This is a genomic window from Actinomycetes bacterium, from assembly GCA_022396035.1.
Lineage (GTDB): Bacteria > Actinomycetota > Humimicrobiia > Humimicrobiales > Humimicrobiaceae > Halolacustris.
Genome location: JAIOXO010000015.1, coordinates 1 through 26,357, shown reverse-complemented (window position 1 = coordinate 26,357; position 26,357 = coordinate 1). Strand labels below are relative to the sequence as shown.

25 protein-coding genes and 1 other RNA gene are annotated in these 26,357 nt (G+C 42.6%); 5 read left to right on the top strand and 21 right to left on the bottom strand.

Annotated features, from left to right (window positions below):
* Window positions 1-5: 5 nt before the first annotated feature.
* Window positions 6-500, top strand: coding sequence for a small multi-drug export protein (locus K9H14_05875; GenBank protein ID MCG9479722.1), 495 nt, complete (start codon window positions 6-8; stop codon window positions 498-500).
* Here K9H14_05875 and K9H14_05870 read toward each other — a convergent pair.
* Genes K9H14_05870 through K9H14_05855 form a run of 4 tightly spaced genes read right to left on the bottom strand, consistent with a single transcriptional unit; the run spans window position 497 to window position 3,982 of the window.
* Entirely contained in the window at window positions 497-1,870 is a 1,374-nt protein-coding gene (locus K9H14_05870) for a TldD/PmbA family protein (protein MCG9479721.1), read from the bottom strand. The genes K9H14_05875 and K9H14_05870 overlap by 4 nt on opposite strands.
* Window positions 1,870-3,252: a TldD/PmbA family protein gene (locus K9H14_05865; protein ID MCG9479720.1), complete on the bottom strand. Its 1,383-nt coding sequence runs from the start codon at window positions 3,250-3,252 to the stop codon at window positions 1,870-1,872. Before K9H14_05865 ends, K9H14_05870 begins: the two co-directional genes overlap by 1 nt.
* Window positions 3,253-3,255: 3 nt before the next feature.
* Window positions 3,256-3,633 carry a YtxH domain-containing protein gene (locus tag K9H14_05860; protein MCG9479719.1) on the bottom strand — a complete coding sequence of 126 codons (378 nt, stop codon included), beginning with the start codon at window positions 3,631-3,633 and terminating at the stop codon, window positions 3,256-3,258.
* Entirely contained in the window at window positions 3,626-3,982 is a 357-nt protein-coding gene (locus K9H14_05855) for a hypothetical protein (GenBank protein ID MCG9479718.1), read from the bottom strand. The genes K9H14_05860 and K9H14_05855 overlap by 8 nt, the downstream gene beginning before the upstream one ends.
* A gap of 113 nt (window positions 3,983-4,095) precedes the next feature.
* Between K9H14_05855 and K9H14_05850 the strand changes: the two genes are divergently transcribed.
* Entirely contained in the window at window positions 4,096-4,683 is a 588-nt protein-coding gene (locus tag K9H14_05850; protein ID MCG9479717.1) for a hypothetical protein, read from the top strand.
* Here K9H14_05850 and K9H14_05845 read toward each other — a convergent pair.
* From K9H14_05845 to K9H14_05820, 6 genes are read right to left on the bottom strand one after another with little or no spacing between them, the layout of a single operon-like run.
* Window positions 4,680-5,426 carry a 2-phosphosulfolactate phosphatase gene (locus K9H14_05845; protein MCG9479716.1) on the bottom strand — a complete coding sequence of 249 codons (747 nt, stop codon included), beginning with the start codon at window positions 5,424-5,426 and terminating at the stop codon, window positions 4,680-4,682. The two genes, K9H14_05850 and K9H14_05845, sit on opposite strands and share 4 nt — an antisense overlap.
* The gene (locus K9H14_05840; protein ID MCG9479715.1) at window positions 5,423-6,316 is read right to left on the bottom strand and encodes a phosphoribosylaminoimidazolesuccinocarboxamide synthase; all 894 of its coding nucleotides are present in this window, start codon (window positions 6,314-6,316) and stop codon (window positions 5,423-5,425) included. The genes K9H14_05845 and K9H14_05840 overlap by 4 nt, the downstream gene beginning before the upstream one ends.
* Before the next feature lie 23 nt (window positions 6,317-6,339).
* Window positions 6,340-7,494: a glycerate kinase gene (locus K9H14_05835; GenBank protein MCG9479714.1), complete on the bottom strand. Its 1,155-nt coding sequence runs from the start codon at window positions 7,492-7,494 to the stop codon at window positions 6,340-6,342.
* Complete coding sequence (locus K9H14_05830; GenBank protein ID MCG9479713.1) at window positions 7,491-8,423, bottom strand: diacylglycerol kinase family lipid kinase; 933 nt, start codon at window positions 8,421-8,423, stop codon at window positions 7,491-7,493. Before K9H14_05830 ends, K9H14_05835 begins: the two co-directional genes overlap by 4 nt.
* A gap of 4 nt (window positions 8,424-8,427) precedes the next feature.
* Entirely contained in the window at window positions 8,428-9,237 is an 810-nt protein-coding gene (locus tag K9H14_05825; GenBank protein ID MCG9479712.1) for an S-methyl-5'-thioadenosine phosphorylase, read from the bottom strand.
* Window positions 9,227-10,243, bottom strand: coding sequence for an adenosine kinase (locus tag K9H14_05820; GenBank protein ID MCG9479711.1), 1,017 nt, complete (start codon window positions 10,241-10,243; stop codon window positions 9,227-9,229). The genes K9H14_05825 and K9H14_05820 overlap by 11 nt, the downstream gene beginning before the upstream one ends.
* A gap of 137 nt (window positions 10,244-10,380) precedes the next feature.
* On the opposite strand from K9H14_05820, the gene K9H14_05815 reads away from it, so the two are divergent.
* Together K9H14_05815 and K9H14_05810 are read left to right on the top strand one after the other, a co-directional pair.
* Window positions 10,381-10,779, top strand: a complete 399-nt coding sequence (locus tag K9H14_05815) for a secondary thiamine-phosphate synthase enzyme YjbQ (protein ID MCG9479710.1) — start codon at window positions 10,381-10,383, stop codon at window positions 10,777-10,779.
* 3 nt (window positions 10,780-10,782) lie between these two features.
* Window positions 10,783-12,117 carry a replication-associated recombination protein A gene (locus tag K9H14_05810; GenBank protein MCG9479709.1) on the top strand — a complete coding sequence of 445 codons (1,335 nt, stop codon included), beginning with the start codon at window positions 10,783-10,785 and terminating at the stop codon, window positions 12,115-12,117.
* On the opposite strand, the gene K9H14_05805 is transcribed toward K9H14_05810, so the two are convergent.
* From K9H14_05805 to ffs, 6 genes are all read right to left on the bottom strand, one after another.
* Window positions 12,114-13,124, bottom strand: coding sequence for an aspartate-semialdehyde dehydrogenase (locus tag K9H14_05805; protein MCG9479708.1), 1,011 nt, complete (start codon window positions 13,122-13,124; stop codon window positions 12,114-12,116). The two genes, K9H14_05810 and K9H14_05805, sit on opposite strands and share 4 nt — an antisense overlap.
* Before the next feature lie 35 nt (window positions 13,125-13,159).
* Window positions 13,160-14,350 carry an aspartate kinase gene (locus K9H14_05800; GenBank protein ID MCG9479707.1) on the bottom strand — a complete coding sequence of 397 codons (1,191 nt, stop codon included), beginning with the start codon at window positions 14,348-14,350 and terminating at the stop codon, window positions 13,160-13,162.
* A 97-nt stretch (window positions 14,351-14,447) separates the two neighbouring features.
* Window positions 14,448-15,047 carry a recombination mediator RecR gene (gene recR, locus K9H14_05795; protein ID MCG9479706.1) on the bottom strand — a complete coding sequence of 200 codons (600 nt, stop codon included), beginning with the start codon at window positions 15,045-15,047 and terminating at the stop codon, window positions 14,448-14,450.
* A gap of 15 nt (window positions 15,048-15,062) precedes the next feature.
* Window positions 15,063-15,371: a YbaB/EbfC family nucleoid-associated protein gene (locus tag K9H14_05790; GenBank protein MCG9479705.1), complete on the bottom strand. Its 309-nt coding sequence runs from the start codon at window positions 15,369-15,371 to the stop codon at window positions 15,063-15,065.
* A 10-nt stretch (window positions 15,372-15,381) separates the two neighbouring features.
* Window positions 15,382-16,935 carry a DNA polymerase III subunit gamma/tau gene (gene dnaX, locus K9H14_05785; protein ID MCG9479704.1) on the bottom strand — a complete coding sequence of 518 codons (1,554 nt, stop codon included), beginning with the start codon at window positions 16,933-16,935 and terminating at the stop codon, window positions 15,382-15,384.
* 19 nt (window positions 16,936-16,954) lie between these two features.
* Window positions 16,955-17,220, bottom strand: an RNA gene (gene ffs / locus K9H14_05780) — signal recognition particle sRNA large type.
* Window positions 17,221-17,369: 149 nt separating this feature from the next.
* Here ffs and K9H14_05775 point away from each other — a divergent pair.
* Window positions 17,370-18,548: an MFS transporter gene (locus K9H14_05775; protein MCG9479703.1), complete on the top strand. Its 1,179-nt coding sequence runs from the start codon at window positions 17,370-17,372 to the stop codon at window positions 18,546-18,548.
* Here K9H14_05775 and K9H14_05770 read toward each other — a convergent pair.
* From K9H14_05770 to K9H14_05750, 5 genes are all read right to left on the bottom strand, one after another.
* On the bottom strand, window positions 18,545-20,674 hold the full coding sequence (locus tag K9H14_05770; GenBank protein ID MCG9479702.1) for an RNA-binding transcriptional accessory protein: 2,130 nt from the start codon (window positions 20,672-20,674) through the stop codon (window positions 18,545-18,547). The genes K9H14_05775 and K9H14_05770 overlap by 4 nt on opposite strands.
* A 67-nt stretch (window positions 20,675-20,741) precedes the next feature.
* Complete coding sequence (locus K9H14_05765) at window positions 20,742-21,680, bottom strand: type II secretion system F family protein (GenBank protein ID MCG9479701.1); 939 nt, start codon at window positions 21,678-21,680, stop codon at window positions 20,742-20,744.
* A gap of 13 nt (window positions 21,681-21,693) precedes the next feature.
* Window positions 21,694-23,640, bottom strand: coding sequence for a type II secretion system F family protein (locus K9H14_05760; GenBank protein ID MCG9479700.1), 1,947 nt, complete (start codon window positions 23,638-23,640; stop codon window positions 21,694-21,696).
* 2 nt (window positions 23,641-23,642) lie between these two features.
* Window positions 23,643-24,998, bottom strand: a complete 1,356-nt coding sequence (locus K9H14_05755) for a CpaF family protein (GenBank protein ID MCG9479699.1) — start codon at window positions 24,996-24,998, stop codon at window positions 23,643-23,645.
* Window positions 24,999-25,012: 14 nt separating this feature from the next.
* Window positions 25,013-26,200: a P-loop NTPase gene (locus K9H14_05750; GenBank protein MCG9479698.1), complete on the bottom strand. Its 1,188-nt coding sequence runs from the start codon at window positions 26,198-26,200 to the stop codon at window positions 25,013-25,015.
* Window positions 26,201-26,357 lie beyond the last annotated feature (157 nt).

Here is a 26,357-nt window from a genome sequence, read left to right as displayed (position 1 = left end):
AATATATGGAACATTATTTTTCAGAATTACCCTATCAGTTAGCCACTTTTTTTACCGCCATGATCCCGGTGGGCGAGTTGAGGGCGTCCATTCCCATAGCTCTGGGTACCTATAAGATGGGAATAATTGAAACTTATATTATATCAGTAATAGGTAACCTGGTTCCGGTGGTGTTAATACTGTGGATACTGGAGCCGGTTTCCAAATTCCTGATGTCAAGGTTTAAGGTATTCAACCGTTTTTTTACCTGGTTGTTTAACCGGACCAGAAAAAGATATTATAAAAGATTTGAAAAATACAGCGGCTTTGCTCTGGCCGGTTTTGTATGCATCCCCCTGCCTATAACCGGAGGCTGGACCGGGGCTCTAATAGCTTTTGTGTTTGGCATACCCCCCAGGAAAGCTTTACTGGATATAACTGTGGGGGTACTGCTGGCAGGGGTTATAGTAACAGTTATTTTTCAAACAGTGGGCTATGTAAGATTTATTACAGCCGGCTAAGTGCCGCTTATCATTACCTTGTCTATCAGCAGAGCCGGACTTCCCATAAAACCATTTAAAGGCATAAAACTTAAATTATCCCCAACTTCCTTTATGCTTTTTAAAAGGCTCAAAAAATCAGTAGCTATGGTTACTTCTTTTACCGGGTAAGAAAGGATTCCTTTTTCCACCCATATTCCCTTTGCCCCCACACTTATATCCCCGCTGACCGGGTTGGCTCCTGAATGAAGGCCTATTATGTCCAGGACATAAAACCCTTCATCCATACTGGATAAAATTTTTTCAAAGCTGGATTTTCCGGGTTTAATATAAAAATTATTTATCCCTACCGAAGGTACAGAGCGATAGGAGCTTCTGCTGGCATTCCCCGTAGATTTGGTGCCATCTTTTCGGGCGGTATAGGTATTATAGAGATATGTTTTTAGCACACCTTTTTCAAATACGGCAGTTTTTCCCTTGTATACCCCCTCTCCATCAAACGGCGAACTGGCCAGCCCGGAGGGCATTACTCCGTCATCATAAATATCAATATCTAATGAAAACAGTTTTTCAGAGAGCTTGCCCCTAAATAATGATTTCCTCTTTTGTATCGAATCCGCAGCCAAGGCCCCGGCAATAAGGCTTAAAAATTGTGCCCCCACCAGAGGATGCAGCAGAAGATCAGCCTTCCTGGATTTAATTTTTTTGCCGCCCAGCACTGAAACAGACTTCTGGGCTGCATTGCCGGCAATATTCTCAATATCTATTTCTCCCAGATGTTTTCCGTATCCAAAATAATCTCCAGTCGAGGTATCTTCTCCAGACCTGGAGATGGCATTTACATACAGGTAGCACCAGCTTTTTTTATAGCTGTCAAAAAAGCCATTGGAATTGATTAGGATAATCTCGGCTTCAGAATCCTGGTAAGAGCTATTGCTTATACCTATTATCCTTTTATCTCTGGCTTTAGTCGCATATTCCAGTTTCTTGGCAGCTAGGGCCTTATCATTCATAGTATAATTAAAAAAATTATTATCAAAAGACAGTTTCTGTTCTCCTTGTTTGGCCGGATACAGGTAATCATCACTTTGAGGTAAAGTATTAAACTCTTCTGAATTAGTTGCCTGGGCATTGGCTACAGCCCTGTCTATACAATCAAGAATCTGATGCTTCTCTAAAAACGAGGTATAGGCATAACCAACCGAACAATTATTTATAATTCTTATTCCGATACCGCTGGATTCCGAAAAAGAAAGTGACTCAATATCCTGCTGGTATACCTCTATCTGGTTTTCTTTTGAAGAGATGGCATACACTTCAAATTCGTCCACTCCTCTTTTAGAAATCTTATCCGCTGCATATTTTATTATATCTCTAAAGTTTTCTGGCATCAGGTCTCGGTACCCCCTACAGTCATATTACTAACCTTTATAGTGGGCTGGCCTACTTCATTGGCTAGAGACTGACCATTTTTACCACAAAATCCAGGGGCAAAAGCAAGATCGTTACCCACCATTTCAATCTTTTTTAATACCTGTGGCCCATTGCCAATAAGCGTAGCCCCTTTTATGGGATAAGCTATTTTACCATTTTCAACCATATAGCCTTCGCTGATACCGAATACAAAATCTCCGGTAGCAGGATCTACCTGGCCACCGGCAAATTCTTTGGCATATATCCCTCTGTTAACCGAACCCAATATATCCTTTGGATCACTTTTTCCATTGGCAATATAGGTATTGCTCATCCTTGGATAGGGCATGTACCGGTAAGACTGCCTTCTTCCGTTTCCGGTCTGGGACTGGTTTAATTTAACCGCACTTTTTAAATCATGCATATACTCCATCAGGCAGCCATCCTTTATAAGAACAGTTTCTGATGACCGGCAGCCCTCATCATCAAAACCATAATAACCCCAGTGGCCCTTGAGGGATGGATCGTCTATGGCAGTAACTACGTCAGAAGCAATCTTTTTACCTATTTTCCCCTTAAACACAGAGGCATCCTTTATTACGGCATCAGCTTCCAGTCCATGTCCGCAGGCTTCATGGAAAATTACACCACCAAAAGCCGGCCCTATTACTACCGGCATCTCTCCGGTAGGAGCACCTCTTGCTTCCAGCATCTTTACTGCAGTAGCGGCAGCTTCCAGGGCTACATCCTCTGGTTTTTTCTGTTCAAATATCTCGTAGCCAAGGGTTTTTGCATAAGATTTATGGCCGGTTCTTATTTCTTTTTTCCTCTTGGCAATTGCACTTACCGAAAGTATTACTTTCTGAAGAGTAAAATACGAGGATACCCCATTGGAGTTTGCTATATGGATTTCCTGTTCTGAATCTGAAATATAGGCACTTACCTGAGCTATATTCTGGCTATAGTCCCTGGTAACCTTATCCACCTTTAGCAGCAGGTTTTTCTTATAGTCATTATCCACAGCTGAAGGCATAACCAGCGACCTGTCTCCCAGGCTCTGGTTTGCATTTATTTCTATGGACCTAGCATTGGTCTCTGATTTTGATATCCGGGCTAAAGCCCTGGCTGCATCCAGCAAATCCTTCTTCTTAACAGAATCCACATAAGCATAGAATATGCTGTCATCCCGCCATAACCTTAATCCGCAGCCCAAATCAAAACCACTTACTGCATTTTCAATTTTACTGTCTTCAAGCTTTAAACTATTATTTCTATTTTTTTGTGTATATATTTCAGCAAAACTTCCACCGCCGCCTAACATCTCGGCTAAAACTCTGCTTAACAGTTCTTTATCAATCATACACTAAGATATTTCTTCTTCTGCTTTTTTAGCGGCCTGTTTTCCTTCCTTAACCACCTTATCCAGCCTGGAAGAAACATCCTTAGCAGTTTTTTTTGCCTTTTCCCTGCCTTTTTCTACAAAACCCTCACCCTTTTTCTTAAGGTCTGAAACTCGGGCACTTCCTTTATCTATAAAATCCCTGGTCCTGGTAACTGCTGTATCCATGCTTTTCTTGCTCTTATCCATTACTTCTTCGCTCTTATCCTTTATTTCTTTTCTTGTCTCCTTGCCTGACTTCGGAGCATAAAGCATGCCTATGATTGTTCCTATAAACAAACCGGTAAATAGTGATATTACTATTCCCATTGAACTATTCTGTCCCTGTTTGCTGTCACTCATCTTGCCTCCCTTTGCTAAACATTGATATTATTTCAAAAGATGAACCTACAAATTGTTTTAAGGGATTATTTCTTACCCTCTTAATTTCATTTAAAATTATATTTATTTCTGTAAACTGATTTTCCAGATCCTTCTTTATGGCCTGGGCAGATTCCATTTCTTCATTCAGTTTGAGGCTGCTGTCCTTTAGTTGTTCTGCCAGGGGCAAAACCTGTTTATCCAATTTTCTGGACAGCCCCTTATATTTTTTTATTAAGCTTATCAGTGGAATGGCCAGAATAATTGCACTGATAACTATTCCACCTATAAATATAAGGGTTATTAGCCCAACTGTTTCCAAACTGCTCATAATAAAAACCTGTTCTTTTCTCTTTATTTTAAATATCTTTTATTTAAAAAACAACCAAACTAATTTATAATGTAAAAAAATCATAGAATATTTAAAGGTGAGGTAGAATAAAGATGATCAAAAAAATAGGCATTAAGGTAATTTTAACCTTATTTTTATCACTGGCCATTATTCTGGCCGGAGCAATTTCCTGCTCCAGTCCCCAGGAGGAACAGATGCCTCCTGCACCAGAACAACAGCAGCAACCGGAGGAAGCTGAAGAAGAACAGCCGCCAGAAGAAGAAATTATAGAAGTAATAGAAGAACAGGTAGATTACGATGCTGTAAATGTTGCTGCCGAACTAAAGGGTTATGCACCTGGCTATCTTTGCCTGGATAAAGATAATTATATAAAAATAGAAATTACCAATAATTCAGATTTCACCTGGAAAAAAGACGGCCAGTATATGGTACGTATAGGCTACCATTATTATCACAAGCAAACCGACTCGGAAAGTTATGATAATCCTACCAGAACCCATCTGGAGCAGGATATAAAACCGGGAGAAACCGCAACTGTGGAAGTGTTGGTAAACAATATTACCCGGGAAGGCGACTATATCCTCAGGATAGACCCGGTGCTTGAAGGAAAATACTGGTTTTCCACCAAAGGGGTCGAAATGCTGGAAGGTGAAGTCTATTTTGGTCCTTGCTCCAATTAAACCGGCACAATCTGCAGTAAACCGGCTTCATTTATCAGTTTGCCGTTAATATTATAATGGTTTAACCGGGCACAGAAATCTATGTCCTTTTCCAGGCCTATGGCTTTCAGTGACTGTCCGCTGCTGGACTTCTCCAAGGCTAATTTTAGGCTGGATTCACTCAGGGCAACACTTAAGGCCAGCTTGGCAGAATCAGTAAAGTTGAAATTACCCCCGATAGTAAGCAGGTGTTTGACTGCCAGGCCGGCCACAAACACATCGTCATAGGCAATCCTTCCCTGCTGGCCGGAACAGATCAGAAGAATACTGCTGTTTTTTAACTTTGCCTCCCTGGCCATCTCCCCCAGACCATAATGAAGATTAAGTAATGACAGCGGAAGACAGGATATACAATTTTGGGCCAGATGCATGGAAACGGTGCCATTGGTAGTTTTAAGTATGGCTGTCCTGCCTCTCAAACTCTGGCCGGACAATTCCAGCGGGGAATTACCATAATCAAAACCCGGGGGCGCAAGACCCCCTTCTTCCCCGCATAATATATAATCCGGATTCTTTTTTTTAAGCCGGTAAGCCTGGTTTTTATCAGCTGCCACTATTACCCTGCTGCATCCTGCTTTCAACAGCACAACTATGGTAGAAGTGGCCCTTATTACGTCAATAACCCCACAAACCGACTGGCCAAGCTTAACTGTAAGCGTATCCTTGCTAATCCGGTTGGAATAAAGCACATCTACAATTATCATTTCCAGTCAAATTTCTTTCCAGTAAGCTTTTCATAAGCTGCAATATACCTCTGGGAAGTTTTTTTAATAACTTCAGCCGGCAACTGAGGAGGCGTAGAGTTTCTATCCCAGTCTGTAGAAAGCAGATAATCCCTTACATATTGCTTATCAAAGCTGTCCTGCTGCCGGCCTTCCTGATAATCATCCAGTGGCCAGAATCTTGAAGAATCAGGAGTAAGTACCTCATCCACTAAAATAGTCTGGTTATCCACCACCCCGAACTCAAACTTTGTATCGGCTATAATTATTCCTTTCTCTAATGCAAAATCTGCAGCCTTGGTGTAAAGCTCCAGGCTTTTTTGTTTTAGGTATTCTACCACTTTTGCCCCGAATATCTTCTTGGCCTTATTTATGGTAATGGAAACATCATGTCCGGAAACCTCTTTGGTGCTGGGGGTAAATATGGGTTCAGGCAGCTTACTGCAATTTTTAAGGTTCCGGGGCAGTTTCAAATCGCCAATGGCATTAGTCTGTTTGTATTCTTCCCATCCCGAACCGGTAATATAGCCCCTTACCACACATTCTATGGGATATATGTTAGCCCTCTCCACAATTACCGATCTGCTCTTGAGCATATCCTTGTTTTTCTTTAATTTTTTTGGAAACTTATCTATATCTGTTTCCAGCAGATGATTTTTTATAACATCCTTTAAATAATCAAACCAGAAAATGGAAATCTGGTTTAGAAGAATTCCTTTAAACGGAATCAGGGTGGGCAATATATAATCAAAAGCCGATATTCTATCCGTAGTTACTATCATTATATGGTTATTCAGGGAAAACATCTCTCTTACTTTTCCGCTTTTTATCTTTTCCAATCCTTCAATTTCCACCTCTCCAACTAATTTCATGGTTAGCCTCCTCCTATACTATGTTATGGTTTCATATTATTATAAATACTTAAATAAAAATTAATTAATTCCCTGGCTGTATCATAGGCAAGCTCTCTGCCCTGGGCTATCGCCTGCTCCAGGGTTAAGGGTTTGTTCACCGTAGAAAAATTTCCGCTGAACAGCCTGGCGTGATCAGGATCAACTTCTTTTCTGCTTACCAGAACCGAGCCGTTTATGGTGGCCACCGGAACTTTAAAATCATCTGCAGCTCTGGCTACCCCATAGGCACTTTTCCCGTAAAAAGTCTGCCGGTCCATGGCCCCTTCGCCGGTAATCACCAGATCTGAACCCTCAATAGCTTCTCTTAGGCCAATAGCTCCGGTTATGATATCGGTACCCGGTTTAAGGCTTGCCCCTAGAAATGCAGCCAGGCCGGCCCCCAGACCTCCTGCTGCCCCTGCACCCTTCATTCGGTCCACATCTATTTTTAAGTCTCTTTTTACCGCCGCCGCAAAATTTTGCAGCCCTTGATCCAATTCTTGTACCATCTTAGCATCTGCCCCTTTCTGGGGGCTGTAGACATAAGCTGCTCCATCCTTTCCGGTTAGAGGATTATCCACATCGCAGGCAACCTCTATTTTAACCTTGCCTATTTGTGGATGCAGGCCGCCCATATCTATTTTTTCTATGTTTTTTAATTGCTTTCCTCCCCATCCCAGTTCTTCGCCCTGGGGGGAGTAGAATTTTACCCCCATGGCCTGGGCCATACCCATACCTCCATCAGTAGTAGCACTGCCTCCTATACCTATGATTATCTTGCTGCATCCCCTCTCCAGAGCTTCCCTTATAAGCTGGCCGGTACCATAAGTAGTTGTCTCCATAGGGTTCAGGTGGTCTTTATCAATTAAAGCTATGCCGGAAGCAGCAGCCATCTCTATTACCGCAGTATGTTTATCAATAATACCGAACCTGGCCTGGATATCCTCCCCCAGGGGCCCCTTTACAGGAATGGTTATATACCTGCCCCGGCGGCTTTCCACCATGGTTTCCACTGTTCCTTCTCCTCCATCAGCCATGGGCTTTAGCACCACTTCTATCTCCCGGTCTGTGTCCAGTATGGCCGATTTAATAATATTACATATCTCCATTGCGGGAATATTGCCTTTGTATTTGTCACAAGCTACTACCACTTTCATTTCTTTTTAATACCCCCTGGTAAATATATATCCAAAGCCTTTCTTGCGCAGGTAACACTTACCGGCAGGTAGGTAAAAGCATCCCCGTCCAGCTGAACCTGCATATTATCCGGCTTATCCTTAAAGTTTTCTCCTATATCAATATTAACTGTATTGCTGGTCTGAATATAGACCACATCTTTGTAATTTATATGTTTCGAGGTAAAAATGCCAATGGTATTTTTTATAAAACTGTACTTATCAGGATTTTTAAAAATACATATATCCAACAGCCCGTCATCGGTAGATGCATGGGGGGTAATTTTGGCCAGGGGATTTCCGTAAGATTTGATGTTATTTATGATACAGTAATAACCGCTGTAAAACTTGTTTTCCTGTTCCACCTTTACTGAAACTTTAACCGGATTATGCAATAAAAAAGCCCTGATACCATACCAGATATAGGCGAATACTTTCAGCTTTTTCTTTACCATAAGGCTTATCTCCGATAATGCCTTTACATCAAATCCGTAGGAACACATCATCAAAAAATATTTTTTCTGGTTGAGTAAGCCCAGGTCAATGGTCCTCCGGTTTTTATCTTCAAAAATATTAATGGACCCCTTAATGGAAAGAGGGATGCCCTTCTCCCTGGCAAAGGCATTGGTGGTTCCGCAGGGAATAATACCCAGGGGTATCCGGGTATACGCAATAGCATTGATTACCTCGTTTATAAGGCCGTCACCGCCCAGGGCAGCTACTATATCTACAGAATTTCGATTGCTTTCCTCTTTAAGGAAATTGTTCAGCTTGGTGTATGCCTGCCCTATCTCTGTAGCCCTTATATGACCTATGGAAAATCCCCTGTTCTTTAAAACATTTACTGTCTTACGCAGGGTTTTGGCATTTACTCGCCCGGAAATAGTGTTATATACCAGCAAAATATTCATAATTTTAATTAACTACAGCATCCTTTAACGCAGTTGAACAAATACAATTTCTTTCAGTGACGGCCCGGGGTATAGATTTAAACAGAAGTTCCCTCAATTTATCATTATTTTGCTTGAACATATTTATAATTTCCTCACTGGATACCGGTTCAATCTCAGGGTAATCTTCAAGCCCTGCATCATAGTCGGTAATCAGGGATATATTGGCATAACAGATCTCCATTTCCCTGGCCAGGTAAGCCTCCGGGTATTGAGTCATATTAATTACTTCCCAGCCCTGGCTGGAAAACCATTTACTCTCGGCCTTGGTGCTGAACCTGGGGCCCTGGATAACTACCACCGTACCTCTGTCATGGAACTGCAGGCCCATCTTTTGAGCTGTTTCTGAAACTACCCTGCTCAACCGGGGGCAGTATGGTTTGGCCGCCGAAACATGGATGGTTTTGGGGCCATCGTAAAAAGTATCTATTCTGCCTTTTGTCCTGTCTACAAACTGGTCACAGATAACAAACTGTCCCGGTTTTATATGGGGCTGGAGACTGCCCACTGCGCAGGGGCCAAAGATCTGGGTTACTCCCAGCTTTTTCATAGCATATATGTTGGCCCGGTAATTTATCTTATGGGGCGGCAGATCATGCTTGCTTCCGTGCCTGGGAATAAAGGCAACCTTAATTCCCTCCACAGTTCCCACCACAACCTTATCCGAAGGACTCCCGTAGGGAGTTTCCACTTCTATTTTTTCTGCCTTATCTAAGAAAGAATAGAACCCCGAACCTCCAAAAACTCCTACCTGCGCTGTTTGCTTATCTTCCATATTCACCTTTCCCTGAAGTTAAATACTTGTTGTTCTCCAATAACCGGGTTAAAGATTTTTGAAGCCTGGCTCCAAAATGGCTTATAACTTCACTGGCTGCTATACTCCCTGCATCCCCGCTGGCTTCAAGGCTGTACCCTTTAATATAGCCATGTAAAAACCCTGCCGCATAAAGATCCCCCGCGCCTGTGGTGTCCACCAGTTTTGAAGGTGCCCTGCTTTCTACTGAAACAACTTTATCCCCGCTTACTATAACCGAGCCCTTCTCTGACCGGGTAAGAGCGCAGATTGCATCCAATTTTCTGCATTTTTCCACTGCTTCTTCAAAAGACCTGGTCTTAAAAAGGGCATTGATTTCATCTTCATTGGCAAAAAGAATATCTACCTGGTTAGAAACCAGATCCATAAATTCTTCCCGGTGGCTTAAAACACAGAAAGAATCTGAAAGGCTGAATGCGGTTTTACCGCCGCTGGCTACTGCAATCTCCATTCCCTTGTAGATTGCTTCTTTTGCCTCCGGCTTATCCCATAAATATCCTTCCATATAAATAATGGAGCTGTTCTCAATAACCTCCTCCTCGATATCTTCAGCGCACAATGAACCCGCGACCCCCAGACACGTATTCATGGTCCTCTGGGCATCTGGTGTAACCAGAACAATGCAATGGGCAGTAGGGGGACCGTCCTTGGCCTTCCTGGTATTATAGAATACCCCGATTTCCTTTAAGCTTTTCTCAAAGTCAAAGCCATAACTGTCTTCACTGACTTTTCCAATAAAGGCTGCTCTGTTGCCCATGCAGGCCAGTCCGGCAATAGTATTGGCGGCAGAACCTCCACAATCCTTGCCCAATATATTTATGGAATTGCATATTTTAGCAGACACAATTTCGTCAACCAGCTTCATGGACCCTTTTTCAAGCAAGTTCAGTTCCAGAAAGCTGTCATCAACATTAGCCACCACATCCACTATGGCGTTTCCTATTCCTGCTACATCAAATTTTTTCATCATATATACACCGCTTTTAGTTCATATAATAATATACCAAATATTGCCATAACTTAAAATTTTAAATATATTATTTATACAGCTTTTAAGGTGGGCTAAAACCCTATACAATTAAAACAAAGGCTAGAAAGGATTATATGCTACATACTCTACAAATAAAAACGTCCAGCAGAGTAGAATTAATCGATATAACCGAAGAAGTTCGAAAGCTGGTAGAAGAAGAAAATATACAAAATGGCCTGGCCTGCTTATTCGTCCCCCATACCACCGCCGGGGTAACCATAAACGAGGCAGCAGACCCGTCAGTTAACTCAGACATTATCCAGAAGATGAACAGCCTTATACCGGTCAATGATGGCTACCGCCATGGTGAGGGAAACTCGGACAGCCATATCAAATGCAGCCTGTTCGGCCCCCAGCTGAATATAATTATTGATAATTCCCAGCTGGTCCTGGGCACCTGGCAGGGGGTCTATTTCGCAGAATTTGACGGCCCCAGAAACCGGAAATTATATATCAAGCTGATGACAGGCTAAACCATGACTCTTTTTGATAAGCAACCTTCAGAAAAAGGCAATCAGGATATAAAGCCTCCTCTGGCCGAAAGAATGAGGCCGCTTACCCTGGATGGTTTTGCAGGACAGCAGCATCTGGTGGGAGAAGGCAAAGTAATTAAGCAGATGTTAAAGCAGGACAGTATCACCTCCATCATTTTCTGGGGTCCACCCGGTTCCGGTAAGACCACCCTGGCCAGGATCATGGCCAATACCACCCATTGCAAATTCATCTCTTTTTCTGCGGTAACCTCGGGAATAAAACAAATAAAACAGGTTATGGATCAGGCCCAGTATAACCGGGACCAGAAAGGACAGAAGACCATACTGTTTGTTGATGAGATACATCGTTTCAATAAGGCACAACAGGATGCATTCCTACCTTTTATTGAAAATGGCACCATCATTCTGGTAGGCGCAACTACTGAAAACCCATCTTTTGAAATCAATTCAGCCCTGCTTTCAAGATGCAAAGTTTTTGTACTTAAAAAACTGGAGCAGGAGGAAATCCTGTATCTTTTAAAAAAAGCCATAGATGATCCCGCTAATGGCTATGGGGAATATGATTTAAAGATAGAAGAGGATACCTTAAAGTTTATAAGTGATTTCGCTGATGGAGATATCAGAATAGCCTACAATATACTGGAAATGTCATTCAATTCCGCAAAAAAAGAGGGCTCTAAATTAGAGATAAGCCAAAAAATGGTAGAAAACGTTATGCAGTCCAAATCCCTTCTCTACGATAAACAGGGAGAAGAGCATTTTAACCTGATATCTGCAGTACACAAGAGTTTAAGGGGAAGCGATCCGGATGCCGCCACCTACTGGATAACCAGGATGCTGGAAAGCGGAGAGGATCCCTTATACATAATCAGACGACTGGTAAGGTTTGCGGCCGAAGATGTAGGCCTGGCGGACACCAATGCCCTGTCAGTTGCTCTATGGGCCAAACAGAGTTTTGAATTTATAGGCCCTCCAGAGGGGTACCTGGCCATAATTGAAGCTGCAGTATACCTGGCCCTTGCTCCCAAAAGCAATGCCGTCTATAAAGCTTACGGGTCTGCAAAAAAGGATGTTGACCGGTACCAGGCACTTCCGGTACCCCTGCATATAAGGAATGCTCCCACCAAACTTATGAAAGACTTTGGCTATGGCAAGGGTTATAAATATGCCCATGATTATGAACAGGGTATTGTTAACCAGGATCATCTCCCCCAGAAACTAACCGGGCGCAGGTATTACTACCCTACTGATAGGGGATTTGAAAAAATCCTGCAAAAAAGGGTGGAATATATTAGAAAAATAAAGAAAAAAGACTAGCCCTTAATCAGCTGCTCGGCAATCTGGATAGCATTTAAGGCCGCTCCCTTCCTAAGCTGGTCACCCACCGCCCACATATTAATGCCATTGGGCAGGGAGTTATCTTTTCTTAACCTGCCTATAAAAACCGAATCTTTCCCTGAGCTGTCCAGTACTGTGGGGTAAACCGCCTGTTTGAAGTCATCCTTTAAGGTTAAGCCAGGGGTATTCTCTATGGCCTGTCTGGCCTGAGCTAAATCAACCTTCTTTTCTGTTTCTAAATTAATGGATTCTGAGTGGGAGGTAAACACCGGAACCCTTACCGTGGTAGCAGTTACGTTAATAGCGTCATCATTAAAAATTTTTCGGGTTTCATCTACCATTTTCATTTCTTCCTTGGTATACCCATTATCCAAAAATACATCAATGTGGGGCAGGACATTAAATGCAATCTGTACTGGAAATACCTGGCATTTCACATCTTTTCTTTTTTCACAGATCAACTGCCTGGTCTGATCTTCCAGTTCTACTATAGCTTTAGCCCCCGCTCCTGAAACCGCCTGATAGGTGGATACTACAATCCTTACAATTCTGCTGATATCATATATGGGTTTTATGGCCACCGTCATGATTATGGTTGAACAATTGGGGTTGGCAATGATGCCTTTATGTTCAAATATCTTTTCTCTGTTTACTTCCGGAACAACCAAAGGTATGTCTTCTTCCATCCTGAAAGCACTGCTATTGTCCACAACTACCGCTCCGCTGCCGACCGCATGATGCGCAAATTGCCTGCTTATAGAGGCTCCGGCGGAAAACAGGGCTATATCAGTCTGTTTAAATGAGTCAGGTTTTAGTTTCTTAACCTCCAGCTGTTGCCCGCAGAACTCTATAGTTTTACCTGCAGACCTGACAGAAGCCAGGGGCAGAAGGTTTTTTACCGGAAATTTTCTTTCTTCCAGTATGTCTAAAAAAACTTTTCCTACTGCACCGGTAACCCCGACTATGGCCACATTATACTGCTTCACATCAACTCACCCCGCTCAAAAACTAATGCTTTGCCTTATTGGTCCAGCTCAAACCCCTCATGCAGGGCTCTCACTGCTTTCTTTATCTTATCTTTCCTTATAATACAGGATATCCTTATAGGAGAAGTGCTTATCATCTCAATATTTATAGACTCATCACCCAGGTATTGAAACATCTTGGAAGCAATACCGGCATGGGTCTGCATGCCTGCCCCCACTATAGATACCTTCCCTACCTCAGGGTCCACTGAAATATTTTTATATCCTATCTCTTTTAAAATCTTCTCCGCCGCATCCATATCCTCTTCAGTTACCGTAAAGGATATGGTGGCTATGTTTTTTTCACTAACATTCTGTACTATAAGATCTACATTAACATTTTGTTCGGCCAGCTGTCCAAACAGGTCAGCCGCCATTCCCGGCTTATCTTCCAGACCGTATACGGTAATCTTGACCTGGTTATTATCATAAGATACTCCGGTAATTATCGGTCTTTCCATTGTTTCATCTTTTAAGTCCATTACCCACGTCCCCTCAATATCATTAAAACTTGATCTTACATGCAAAACTACATCATGTTTTTTTGCAAATTCCACTGCCCTTAAATGCAACACCCTGGCCCCGGATGATGCCAGCTCCAGCATCTCATCATAGCCCAGGGAATGAATCTTTTTAGCTTCCGGGACTATATTCGGATCAGTAGTGTATACACCATCCACATCGGTATATATCTCGCAATAGTTGGCTTTAAGGGCTGCTGCTAAAGCCACAGCAGTAGTATCTGAGCCTCCCCTGCCCAGGGTAGTAATATCATTATCTGCCGAAATTCCCTGAAATCCGGCTACAATAACTGTTTTTCCTTCCTTTAGCTCTTTTAGTATACGGTTACAGTTAATGCTCAATATTTTTGCATTGGAATAAATGCTGTCGGTTAAAATCCCGGCCTGATTTCCGGTAAGAGATACACAATTATGCCCACTTTCGTGAATGGCCATTGATAGCAGAGCTATGGATACCTGTTCTCCGGTAGAGAGAAGCATATCCATCTCCCTTTTGGAAGGCTTGCCGGTTATCTGGCCGGCCAGTTCTATTAAATCATCGGTAGTCGAACCCATTGCCGAAACAGTTACTACTACATCTTTTCCCCATTCTTTGGCCTGAGCCGCCTTCCGGGCTACCCTCTTTATCTTAGCGGCATCGGCCACCGAGGTTCCTCCAAACTTCATTACTATTATATCTCTTTTTGTTCTCATCATTTTAATGGGATATCAATAATTTTATCCGTTTATTATCTATTTGTTTCTTCTATTCGTCAATGAATAATTAAAATTTACCCCGGTTGGTTATGGCCCTACCCAGGGTCAGCTCATCGGCATACTCAAGGTCTCCGCCTACCGGCAGTCCGCTGGCCAGCCTGGTTGTCTCTATATCCTTTGTACCCAGTAATTTTCTTATATACATGGCAGTGCTTTCACCTTCAACCGTAGGATTAAGGGCCAGTATTACTTCACGCACATCTCCCTGTTCAATTCTTTTTACCAGTGAAGGTATCTTTATCTGTTCCGGACCTACATCTTCAATAGGTGACAGAAGGCCTCCCAGCACATGGTAGAGCCCCCTGTATTCACCCGTAGACTCTATTATGGCCACATCACTGGGTGATTGAACCACGCAAATCTTGCTCCTGTCCCTGCCCTGGTCGCTGCAGATAAGGCAAATATCGCCCTGGCTCAAATTATGGCACTGCCTGCAAAAACCGACTTTATTCTTCATATCTACCAGCGCTTCTGCCAGCGTATCAATTTCTTTTTTAGGCCGGCTCAACAGATAAAAAACAATCCTCCGGGCTGACTTCGGCCCTATGGCCGGCAGCCTGCGGAATTCATTTATTAAATTCTCTACTGCTTCCAGATATAAAGGCATAACCTTATTTCCTTTCTAAAATAAGCCGGGTATATTCATACCCCCGGTCAGGGCGCCCATTTCTTCCTGCATCTTCTGTTTGGACTTGGACAGGGCATCGTTTATAGCCACTACCACCATATCCTCAACCATTTCCAGGTCATCTGCATCTACCATATCCTGGTTTATCTTTACTTCCAGTACTTCCTGTTCGCCATTTACCTTTACTTTTACTGCCCCGCCTCCGGAAGAAGCCTCAAACTCAGTTTTTTTAAGCTCTTCCTGAATTTCCTGCATCTTCTTTTGCATCTGCTTGGCCTGTTTCATCATATTTCCATAATTCATACCCAATGTTTTACTCCTTTATCTTAAATTTCTCTTTTAAATAATCATAGACCTCCGGCACCGGTCCGGCCTCTTTTACCGCCTCCTGCACTTGCTGGTCCTGCTCCTGTTCATACTCCTGCGGCCTGTCTTTGGGCAATGCCACAGCTTCCTGGTCTTGGCCGGTTACAAACTTCACCTTGTATTTTTTACCGGTGGCTTCCTTTACCGCCGCAGTAACTATATCAATATTTGGTTTTTTATTAAGCTGTTGCTGGTGCCATTCCTTGTTTTTGTCCAGATAAAAATACAGGGTATTTTTATCTACCTTACAGCCACTGGTTTCGGCAAACATGGCATAAACAGATATTTTGGCTCTTTTTACCAGATTGGAAATCTTTAGCCAGTTTGGGGATATTGCATCGTTGCTCTCTTCTCCCCCGGGTTCTGCCGCTGGTTTTTCAACCGGCTCTTCTACCGGTTTCTTTTCCGGCAGGCCTTTATAAGTAAGGGCTTTTACCATGTTAACTTTAAACAGGGTCTTGGCCAGGTGCCCGTATTGGGCCTGTTTTTGAAGCTGGGAAAAAACATCTATAAAATAACTTAAATTCTCCGGGTTAATCCGGTTTGCCTGGGACCTGTATCTTTCGCTAAAATCCCCGGTTATACCTTCTACCTGCCGGGGATATTCATAATTTTTATAGACAAACAGCAGGTAAAGATGTTCTAAAAATTCCTGCACAAAAGTGCCCAAATCCTGATTGCTGCTAAACAACCTGTGGGCAAACAGGATAGCCTGGCTTACATCCTTTTCCACTAAAATATCGGTAAACTCAAACAACAGCTCAAAATCTATTACCCCCAACAGGGTAGTAACATCATCAATAGTAATCCGGTCACTCCCGTAGGAAGCTAGTTGTTCCAGCATGCCGTCTGCATCTCTGAGGCTTCCATCTGCATATTTTGCAATTATATTCAAAGCTTGATCATCTATGGTTATACCTTCAGTTTCCGATATCCTCTTAAGTTTTTTTATAATTTCTTCTGCCGGTATGGGATAGAAATCAAACCTCTGGCATCTGGACATGATAGTAGGAAGAACCTTATGGGGCTCGGTGGTAGCCATTATAAATACCAGATGAGAAGGCGGCTCTTCCAGAACTTTAAGCAAAGCATTAAAAGCAGAAACCGAAAGCATGTGTACCTCATCTATTATATAGACCTTCTTCTTGAGTTTGCTGGGCAGATACTTTACTTTTTCCCTGAGTTCTCTGATATGCTCCACCCCATTATTGGAAGCGGCATCAATCTCTACCACATCAACATTGTTTCCTTCGGATATGCTGATGCAGCTTTTGCACTTATTGCAGGGTTGGGGTGTAGGCCCTTTTTCACAGTTTAAAGCCTTGGCCAGGATACGCGCAGTGGATGTTTTACCCGTCCCCCGGGGCCCGCAAAAGATATATGAATGGGACAGCCTGTCCTTTGAAATTGCGTTCTTTAAAGTCTTTACCGTATAATCCTGGCCTATTACCTGGTCAAAGTCCTGTGGCCTCCATTTTCTGTAAAATGAAATATAACCCATAATTCTCCTTAATATAGAGCCGTGCAGCGGAATTCGATTTACCGCAACAGGTGCCCCCTGTGCAGTTTGCTCCAGCCAGGTTTCCTCATGGCACCCGAAGCTTATTGCTTACCGCTGCTCCCTCTCGGACCTGACGGGGTTCGCAACTCTTCGCCGCATGAGACCCAGCCTTCATTGCCACTTGCACAAGGTCAAACCCTACTGCAGGAAACCTCAATACCGCCATTCAGCCTCACTGTAGCGGATTGTGAGTACAGGGCACCGCTAGCTCCCCGCCTAGCACGGCCTAATTGATTATATAAAATAAACGGGAAAAAATAAAATTACAAATATGTTTATGTCATCCATAAATTATTTAATTTATGGGGCTGTAAAACAGTTTACTTTTGATTTTAAAGTTGTAGAATCAAAATCTAAAACCATCAACATTTGCTATGGTAGAAACTAAACTTAAATTTAACCGTTTGCAGGTATCACTATCGGCAACCAGCCATCTGGTAACCGACCTGTATGCCAGTTTTATTGTAGGACTGATTCCGGTTCTGGCTGTAAAATTTGATCTGTCGCTGTTTTTGGTAAGCATACTTACTTCTACCAATTATATTGCCAACAGCTTTACTCAGCCGGTATTCGGGCTGCTTTCAGACCGGCATGGAACCAAGTATTTTATGGTAATGGGCCCTCTTCTGGCATCAGTATTCATAAGCCTTCTGGGAGTGCTTCCGTCCTACTGGCTTATTGTTGCCTTCCTTTTTTTCGGAAACCTGTCCATATCCGCATTCCATCCTCCCAGTGCTTCCATTGCCGGACACTTTGGTGGAGAAAGAAGGGGCCTGGGCAACTCCATTATAGCCTTTGGCGGTAATCTCGGTTATGCGGCCGGCTCCCTTTTTATTATTTTTATAGTAGAAAAACTTGGTTTATCTTTTACTCCCCTGGCCATGATCCCCGGCGTCATAATGTCCTTGATCCTTCTAAAGACTCTTCAATCTCCACACATAGAAATACCTGACCCCGGCCAGCCTACCATATTCTCCAGGATTAAAAACATAAAGAAAACCAAACTGGGCCTGATAATCATTATCTTTTTTACCTCTTATTCCAGGGACCTGATATGGATATCCCTGGTTACCTTTTTACCCCTGTATTTTACCCAGAGAAATATTACCCTTTTAAATGTAGGGTACCTGCTGCTTGCCTTTGGGGTAGTAGGAGCCATAGGGGGAATAATCACCGGATACTATTATGACCGGGGCTTAAAAGGCACCACCCTTATACAGGCAGGACTACTGTTTTGCCTTCCCCTACTGTTCCTGGTGTTCAGGACAGAAGGCCTTTTATCTATTATTCTCTATATTTTAGGAGGATTTTTTCTTGTATCCACCCTGCCGGTATGCATAAGGCTCTCCCAGGAAATACTTCCTTCCAACCTGGGCCTGGCTTCTTCGCTGGTAATTGGATTAAGTGGCGGAACAGCAGCTATAACCATGATATTTCTGGGTAGGGCAGCCGATATAATCGGGGTGGTAGCTACCATGAACATTGTACTGGCTGTACCATTGATAAGCATTATACTGTTGATGTTTTTCCCCCTGCTTAAGGCTAAATCCTAATTTATATCCTTTAAGGACAGGGATATTCTTTTCCTCTGCAGGTCTATGCCTATTACTTTGGCCTTAACCTTCTGATGCATGCTAACAACATCCTGGGGGTGTTTTATAAAATCTGAAGAAATCTGGGATATATGTATCAGGCCGTCAGTTTTTAGCCCGATATCTACAAAAGCACCAAAATTAGTAATATTGGTAATAATACCATTAACCACCATGCCTGTGCTTAAGTCTTCTATAGTTTTTAAATCCCGGTTAAACTCAAAATCATCTACCGTGTCCCGGGGATCCCTTCCTGGTTTAGCCAGCTCTGCTGCAATATCTTTTAAAGTAAGCATCCCTGCATTTTTATCTACGTACCTGGCCAGATCTATCTTCTGTTCAATATTTTTATCCCCTATCAAGTCTTCTATTTTTACTCCCAGATCCCCGGCTATTTTCTCTACCAGATAGTAGCTTTCCGGATGTACCCCGCTGCTGTCCAGAGGATTTATTCCCTGCCCGATTCTTAAAAAGCCTGCACATTGCTGAAATATCTTGTCTCCCAGCTTGGGAACCTGTTTGAGCTCTTTTCTGCTTTTAAAACGCCCATTTTTACTGCGGTAATTCACTATGTTTTCAGCAATCCTGGGACCCAGCCCTGATACATACATCAACAGGTGCCTGCTGGCTGTATTCAGGTTAACCCCCACCATGTTAACGCAGCTCTCGACCACCTGGTTAAGGCTCTCTTTTAGCCTTCCCTGATCTACATCATGCTGGTACTGACCTACCCCTATGGATTTGGGATCGATTTTTACAAGTTCCGATAACGGATCGGCCAGCCGCCTGCCAATGGAAACCGCGCCCCTTACCGTAACATCATGATCAGGAAATTCTTCCCTGGCCACTTCTGAAGCCGAATAAATGGATGCACCGTTTTCACTGACCACAAACACCCTTACCTTATCTGAAAGCTCTAAAGAATCTATAAACTGCCGGGTTTCCCTGCCGGCAGTGCCATTTCCAATAGCTATGGCTTCTATATTAAACCTGGACACCATATCTTTTATATCTTTTGCCGCTTCCTCTTCTTTTTTAATCGGGGCATGTGGATATATGGTGTGTTTATAGATTAAGTCTCCCTGCTCATCCAGACATACAACTTTACATCCGGTCCGGTACCCGGGATCAATAGCCAGTATCCTTTTAGATCCCAGTACGGGGGCCAGGAGCAGCTGCCTGAGGTTATTGGCAAAAACAGCAATGGCTTCGGTATCCGCAACCTGTTTAGCCTCTTTCCTTAACTCATTTTCCATGGAAGGAGAAAGCAGCCTGCGGTAACTATCCGTTACTGCCAGCTCTACCTGCCGGCTGGCCGGATTAGATGATTTTACAAATATTTCTTCTAGCCTTTTAATTCCTTCCTCGGCATCGGGAGATACCATAACCCTTAAATAGCCTTCTCTTTCGCCCCTAATGATAGCCAGGTAACGGTGCGAGCTTATTGTGGAAAGGGGTTCAGAATAATCAAAATAATCCTTGTATTTTAATGCATCTTCATAATCTTTTTGGGCAGATATTGACCTTACCGCGGCCCTCTTGGAAAACAGATCCCTTATTTGCTCCCTGGCTGCCCTGTCTTCATTTATCCATTCTGCTATTATATATCCTGCTCCCTCCAGGGCAGCATCGGTGCTTTCCACTTTTTCATTCAGGTATTTTTTAGCCTCACTCTCAGGGTCAAAGTCGGATTGGCCAAATATTTTTTTCGCCAGTGGCTCCAGCCCCTTTTCCCTGGCTACAGAGGCCTTGGTCTTTCTCTTGGGCTTAAAGGGAAGGTAGAGATCTTCCAATTCAGTTAGGCTGTCTGCACTTTCTATTTCCTTTTTAAGGGAAGGCTCAAGTTTGCCCTGGCTTTTTATCTCTTTGAGGATGGTTCCTTTTCTGCTGTCCAGCTCGGCCAGTTTCTTTGCCTCTTTCTCTATTCCCTGAATCAATGTCTCGTCAAGGTTTCCGGTAGCTTCTTTTCTGTATCTGGCTATAAAAGGTATGGTATTGCCGTCTTCCAGCAACTGTAAAGTGGATTCTACCCTGTTTTCAGAAATATCTAACTTTTCAGAGATGGTTTTTGAGTACTGCGTAGCCATTACCTCTATTATTTTTTTTAATGATTGTATATCCTATAATTATTCTGGCTACTATTCAACTATAAATCTACGGTGAGGACATCTGGGCCAGCACCCCAAGTATTCTTATTACGGCCGGACCAATAATTACGGTCATCAGGGCAGGGAAAAGACAGAAAATAAGGGGGAATACCAGTTTAACCGGAGCTTTGGCTCCAGCTTCTTCAGCTCTCTGCCTTCTTTTTGTTCTCATCTCATTTGCCTGGACTCTAAGCACCTTTCCCACCGATATTCCAAATGTTTCTGCCTGTATCATTAACACTATGAAGGTATTGAGGTCTTCTACTTCAGTCCTGCGGTTAAGGTTTCTGAAAGCATCCTTTCGGGAGAACCCCAGCTGGATTTCGTGAAGCATTTTATTTAATTCATCTCCCAGGCTGCCTTTGATATTGCCGGCAACCCTGGCCAGGGCATGGTCAAAACCCATTCCTGCTTCAACACTAATGGTTAACAGGTCCAGGGCATTGGGCAGTGTCTTTCTTATCTCAGTTTGCCGGCCAGAAATCTTGCTGCTCATATAAATATCGGGGAAAAAATAAGAGATGGGTATAAAGGCCAGAAGTATTATTTTTACTAACAAGCTGGTAGGAAAAAATATAAATATTATTATATCCAGAAAGAAAATCCCTACGGGGAACAGTAGTTTTATGGCCAGGTACATATCCACACTTATCCTTTCATATGCCCCGGCAAGTTCTAATTTTCTCCTGGTATTTTCTACTATATTGGAGGGACTGAGCCTCTTGGTTACCGCTGCAATTTTACCAAAGAAAGGTAAGACAACTCTTTCCATAAATGAAGGAATCTTTTTTTCCTCCCGGGAATAAGGCATCTGGTAATAATCAAGCTTATCCATCCTCTTCTTGTCTGTAGGCTTAACTATTTTAGGCATCCCTGAAAACAATATTATCAAAAATACGCTCAGAAAAACCGACCCCAGCATGATATAAAAATATATATTCTGCATTTAAATTACCCCTTTAATATTCAACCTTTATTACCTTTACTATCCATACGGTACCTATAATCATTAACAGCACCGATACGCCTATCATTACCAGCCCCAGAGGATTGGTTATCAGTAAACTTATATATTCCCGGTTAGTGATGGTAATGAATGCTCCCACCAGTATGGGCAATGCAATCAAGATGATAGCAGAAAGCTTTCCTTCAGCAGTAAGCGCTTTTATCTGGCGGAGCACTGCATCCCTTTCCCTGATAGTTTTGGAAATTGTTTCCAGAACCTCCACCAGGTTACCGCCAACTTCCCTCTGAATGTTTACCGCCATAACCACCCATTTCAAGTGTTCGGTTCCTATCCTGCTTAGCATATTACCCAGCGCTTCTTTTTCCGGAAGACCCATCCTTATTTCGCTTAGCACCTTTTTAAATTCAGAAGATATCGGTGGCGCTGTTTCATCTACCACCATGCTTAAAGACTGGTTAAAGCTATAGCCGGCTTTCAATGATCCGCTTATAAGCTGAAGGGTATCCGGAAGCTGCTGGTTAAACTTTTGCAGCCTCTTTTCACTTTTATAATTTAAAATCAAAAAGGGTAAAAATATAATAATGACTACTATTAAAATTGTAATAAGTATGTTCGAAGATAGAACGTATATACCCAGGGTGGCTATTACTACCGCAATAATATGCAGAGTTATAAATTCTGAAGCCCGTATACTCATACCTGCTCGTTCCAGCTTTAAGTCAAAGAACTCTATAAACCCCCGCTTGGAAGCAAGCCTTTGAACTAATTTAACCAGCCTGCCCCTGCCCAGCCTGCTTTCTCCTTCCATATCCTCATCAATTGTACTTTTGGCCTTGGGCTTGTATCCATAGAATTCAGTTCTCTTATCCAGAAGTTTTCCGGAAGGCAAAACCAGAACCGCCAGAATATATAAAAACAGGGATGCACCCAGAAAAATAGCTGCATATATAATTAACTTCACCCACCAAATCTTAAAAAAAGATAGAAAAGCAGAAGGCCTCTCTACTATTACCTCGGTAGGCGGCGGAGCATAATAAGGGTTGCTGTATTCTGTATGGGCAACCCCTTCCAGATTTGATTGCCCTACCCTTACCTCTACTTCAATCTGTTCTGTATTAGGCCATAGGCTGGTATAGGAAATTTTATACTGGTTTCTAATTTTTCTAGAAATTTCCCTGTACAGTCCCTCCAATTCCGAAGAACCTGCAGCTACCAATAATTCCCCCCGGGTAGCACTGGAAATGCTTCTTAGGTCTTCCGGATTAAAATCATAAGATTCTAAAACCACAGAATAGACCACTGCTCCTGACTGCTTAACCTCTTCTATGGCCTGGCCTGCTCCCAGTTTACTCACTGTATCGGTTCCATCGGACAATACAATTATATACCTGTACCTTAGGTCTTCTCTCCGGTTAAATTGATTTGAAGCTATAATTATTCCGTCAAAAAGTGATGTTTCCCCCTCTGCTGCCATAGATTCTAAATTCTGCCTTAAAATCAACCTCCTGGAAGTAAAATCAGAATACACTTTTACATCATCGGCAAAACCCACTATGGAGAATTCATCTATGGGCCTCATCTCATCCATAAATACTGAAGCAGCATTCTTAGCATCTTCAATTGGTTCGCCCTCCATACTCCCGCTGGTATCTACTACCAGAACCACTCCAATAGGTTCTTCAATCTGGGCTACCCTGGTAACCGATAAGCCTTCAACATCCTGGCCGTTTTCTAAAACCTTAAAATTTTTCTCATCCAGATCAAGAGCTCCCAGTTCAGAACCGGTGGGGAAATTTAGAAAAGCATCAATTTCAGGAAATTGGTCAATATCTATTTTTTGTATATTTATTTCCTGGCTTTCCTGAGCATAGACAGCACTGGAAGTGCCAAACATGAATAAAAAGATAAAAAAGATAAAAAAGTATTTAAATACCTTCATTTTTAAATCTCTTTTTCGAATATTTGCGGATCCAGGTCTACCCCTATATCGTGAAGCCTCTCTAAAAATTTAGGCCTGAGGCCGGTAGATTTAATATAGCCCTTAAACTTGCCGCTCTGGTCCATACCCATGGAAAAATCAAATAAAAATAAATCCTGTAGGGTAATTATATCCCCCTCCATGCCCTGAACTTCAGTAATCTTTACAAACTTCCTGGTACCGTCTTTTAGACGGTTAAGATGGACTATAAGGTTGATAGCTGAAGATACCTGCTCCCTTATGGCTCTTATGGGCAGATCTACACCAGCCATCAGCACCATAGTTTCAATCCTGGAAAGCACGTCCCTGGTTGAATTGGCATGTACGGTAGAAATACTGCCGTCATGCCCGGTATTCATAGCCTGGAGCATGTCCAGGGCTTCTCCTCCCCTGACCTCGCCCACTATAATCCGGTCGGGTCTCATACGGAGAGAGTTTCTTACCAGGTCCCTTATGGTTACTTCTCCCTCCCCCTCTATATTGGGCGGCCTCGATTCCAGCCTGACCACATGAGGCTGGTGCAGTTGAAGCTCTGCTGAATCTTCTATGGTTACTATTCTTTCATCATCAGGGATAAAAGAAGATAAAACATTTAACGTGGTGGTCTTTCCGGTACCGGTACCCCCGGAAGAAATAATATTTAACCTTCCCCTGACACAGGCTTCCAGAAAGGTTGCCACTTTTTCTGTACAGGTTCCCATTTCCACTAAATTTTCCATAGTAAAGGGGTCAGCAGCAAACTTTCTTATGGTTAAAAAGGGCCCGTTTAAGGCCAGGGGGTGTATTATTACATTAACCCTGGAACCGTCAGGCAGTCTGGCATCCACATACGGTGAAGACTCGTCTACTCGCCTGCCAATTTTGGAAACAATTTTATCTATTATCCTGAGCAAATGGGCCTGGTCCAGAAAGGATTTGGTAGTCCTGTAAATTTTTCCATATTTTTCAATGTATATCTTATCCGGCCCGTTTACCATTATTTCTGTAATCTCCCCGTCTTTTAAAAACTCTTCTACCGGACCATAGCCGGTTACATCATCAATCAATGCTTCAACTACTTTCTGCCTTTCATCCGATGTCAGGGGAGTTGTATTTTCATTTAAAAAACTCTGGGCCTCTCTTCTTACTTTTAGCCTCAGCTCGGTATCATTGATATTCTTTTTAAATATCTGATCCGATAATTTTTCAATCAGCCTTAAATGTATATCCTGCTTTACCTCATCTATAAGCTTGCTTCTGGCCGAGGCATGCTCTTCATTTTTTACCTCAAGATCATTTTCAAAACTCTGTACTCTTTTTATTCTTTCCTGTAAACCCATAAATCATTCCTTTTTTAAGAAAATATCAATTCTCTCTGTTCCAGCTTGGAAGTAAGCAGCAGCTTGGCCAAACGGTTTATGCTTTTGCTTACTGCAGACCGGGGGGAATCAATTACTACCGGTATGCCCTTATTTACAGTCACCGGAACTATCCGGTGGCTGGGAACAGCAACATCAATCTTTCTTCCTATGGTTTTTTCTATCTCGTCTAAAGTAATACCCACCTTGCTGCCTGCCCGGTTAAGAACTATAAATATTTTGCCCCGGGGGAACTTAAGCTTATCCAGCACCTGAAGAGATATTTTTAAATTTTTTATGCTGGGTACATCCATGCTGGCCACCAGGCAAAGGTAGTCAGTTTCATCTATTACCGACAATATGGTATCTGAAAACATTGATGGTGCATCTATAACCAGATACGGAGATACTTCAGCCAGCATCTTTAAAATTTTTAAAGTATCCCCAGTACTTATTGATTCATCCTGGGATGGGTCAATAGGGGCAGGAAGTATTTTAATCCCGGACTCATGGGGGGTTAAAAAACTGTTCAGCATTTCCTTGTCCAGGCTGTCCATTGCCGATACCACATCATAAACAGTATGCCGGGGATAAAGGTTCAGCAGCAGTGCTATGTCCCCAAACTGATAGTTGATGTCAAAAACTGTAACATCCTTTTTGGTCTGGTTATGTAATGCTATGGCCAGATTGGTGGCTATAAAGGATTTGCCCGAACCTCCCTTGGGGCTGTATACCATGATCTTTTTGTGGCCTTCTTTTGTAAAATCTTTTGTTTTTGCCTCCTGGCTGTTCCTGGCCAGTGATGCGCTGGCAAACAGGTTCTCTGCCCTCTTTATGGATTCCTTAAGTTCATCATAGGTAAAGGGAAATTCGAGGACATCATGAATATTTAATTTTATGGCTTTTCTTAAAAGCTCGGCAGAGGTATCCTTTGCCAGCAATATAACTTTTACTGTATTAAGGGCGGAACTGTAGGTCTGCAAAATTTCTCCAATATCTTCAAGCTGTATGGCAGGGCCCACAAACACTAATATGGGAGAGCTTTCCTGGAGTAATATTTCCAGATCGTTTACACTTCTGCTTCTATGAATTATATTCAGGTCCGATATATTATCTAAAAGCTTTTCAATTTTTTTTATATTCAGTTCTTCTTTATCTATTATTGCTACCGGGATCTTATTCATAATTATCCTGCACCTAATCTAAAATATTTTTAAATGTACTTCCTGGAGTCTCTTCTTCTTCTATGCCATCGACAGGAAGTAATGCCAGCCATACCAGGCCCATTTCTTCCGTAAATACCAGTTTCTCTGAATCCTGGGGGCTGAGAGCCAGGGTAAT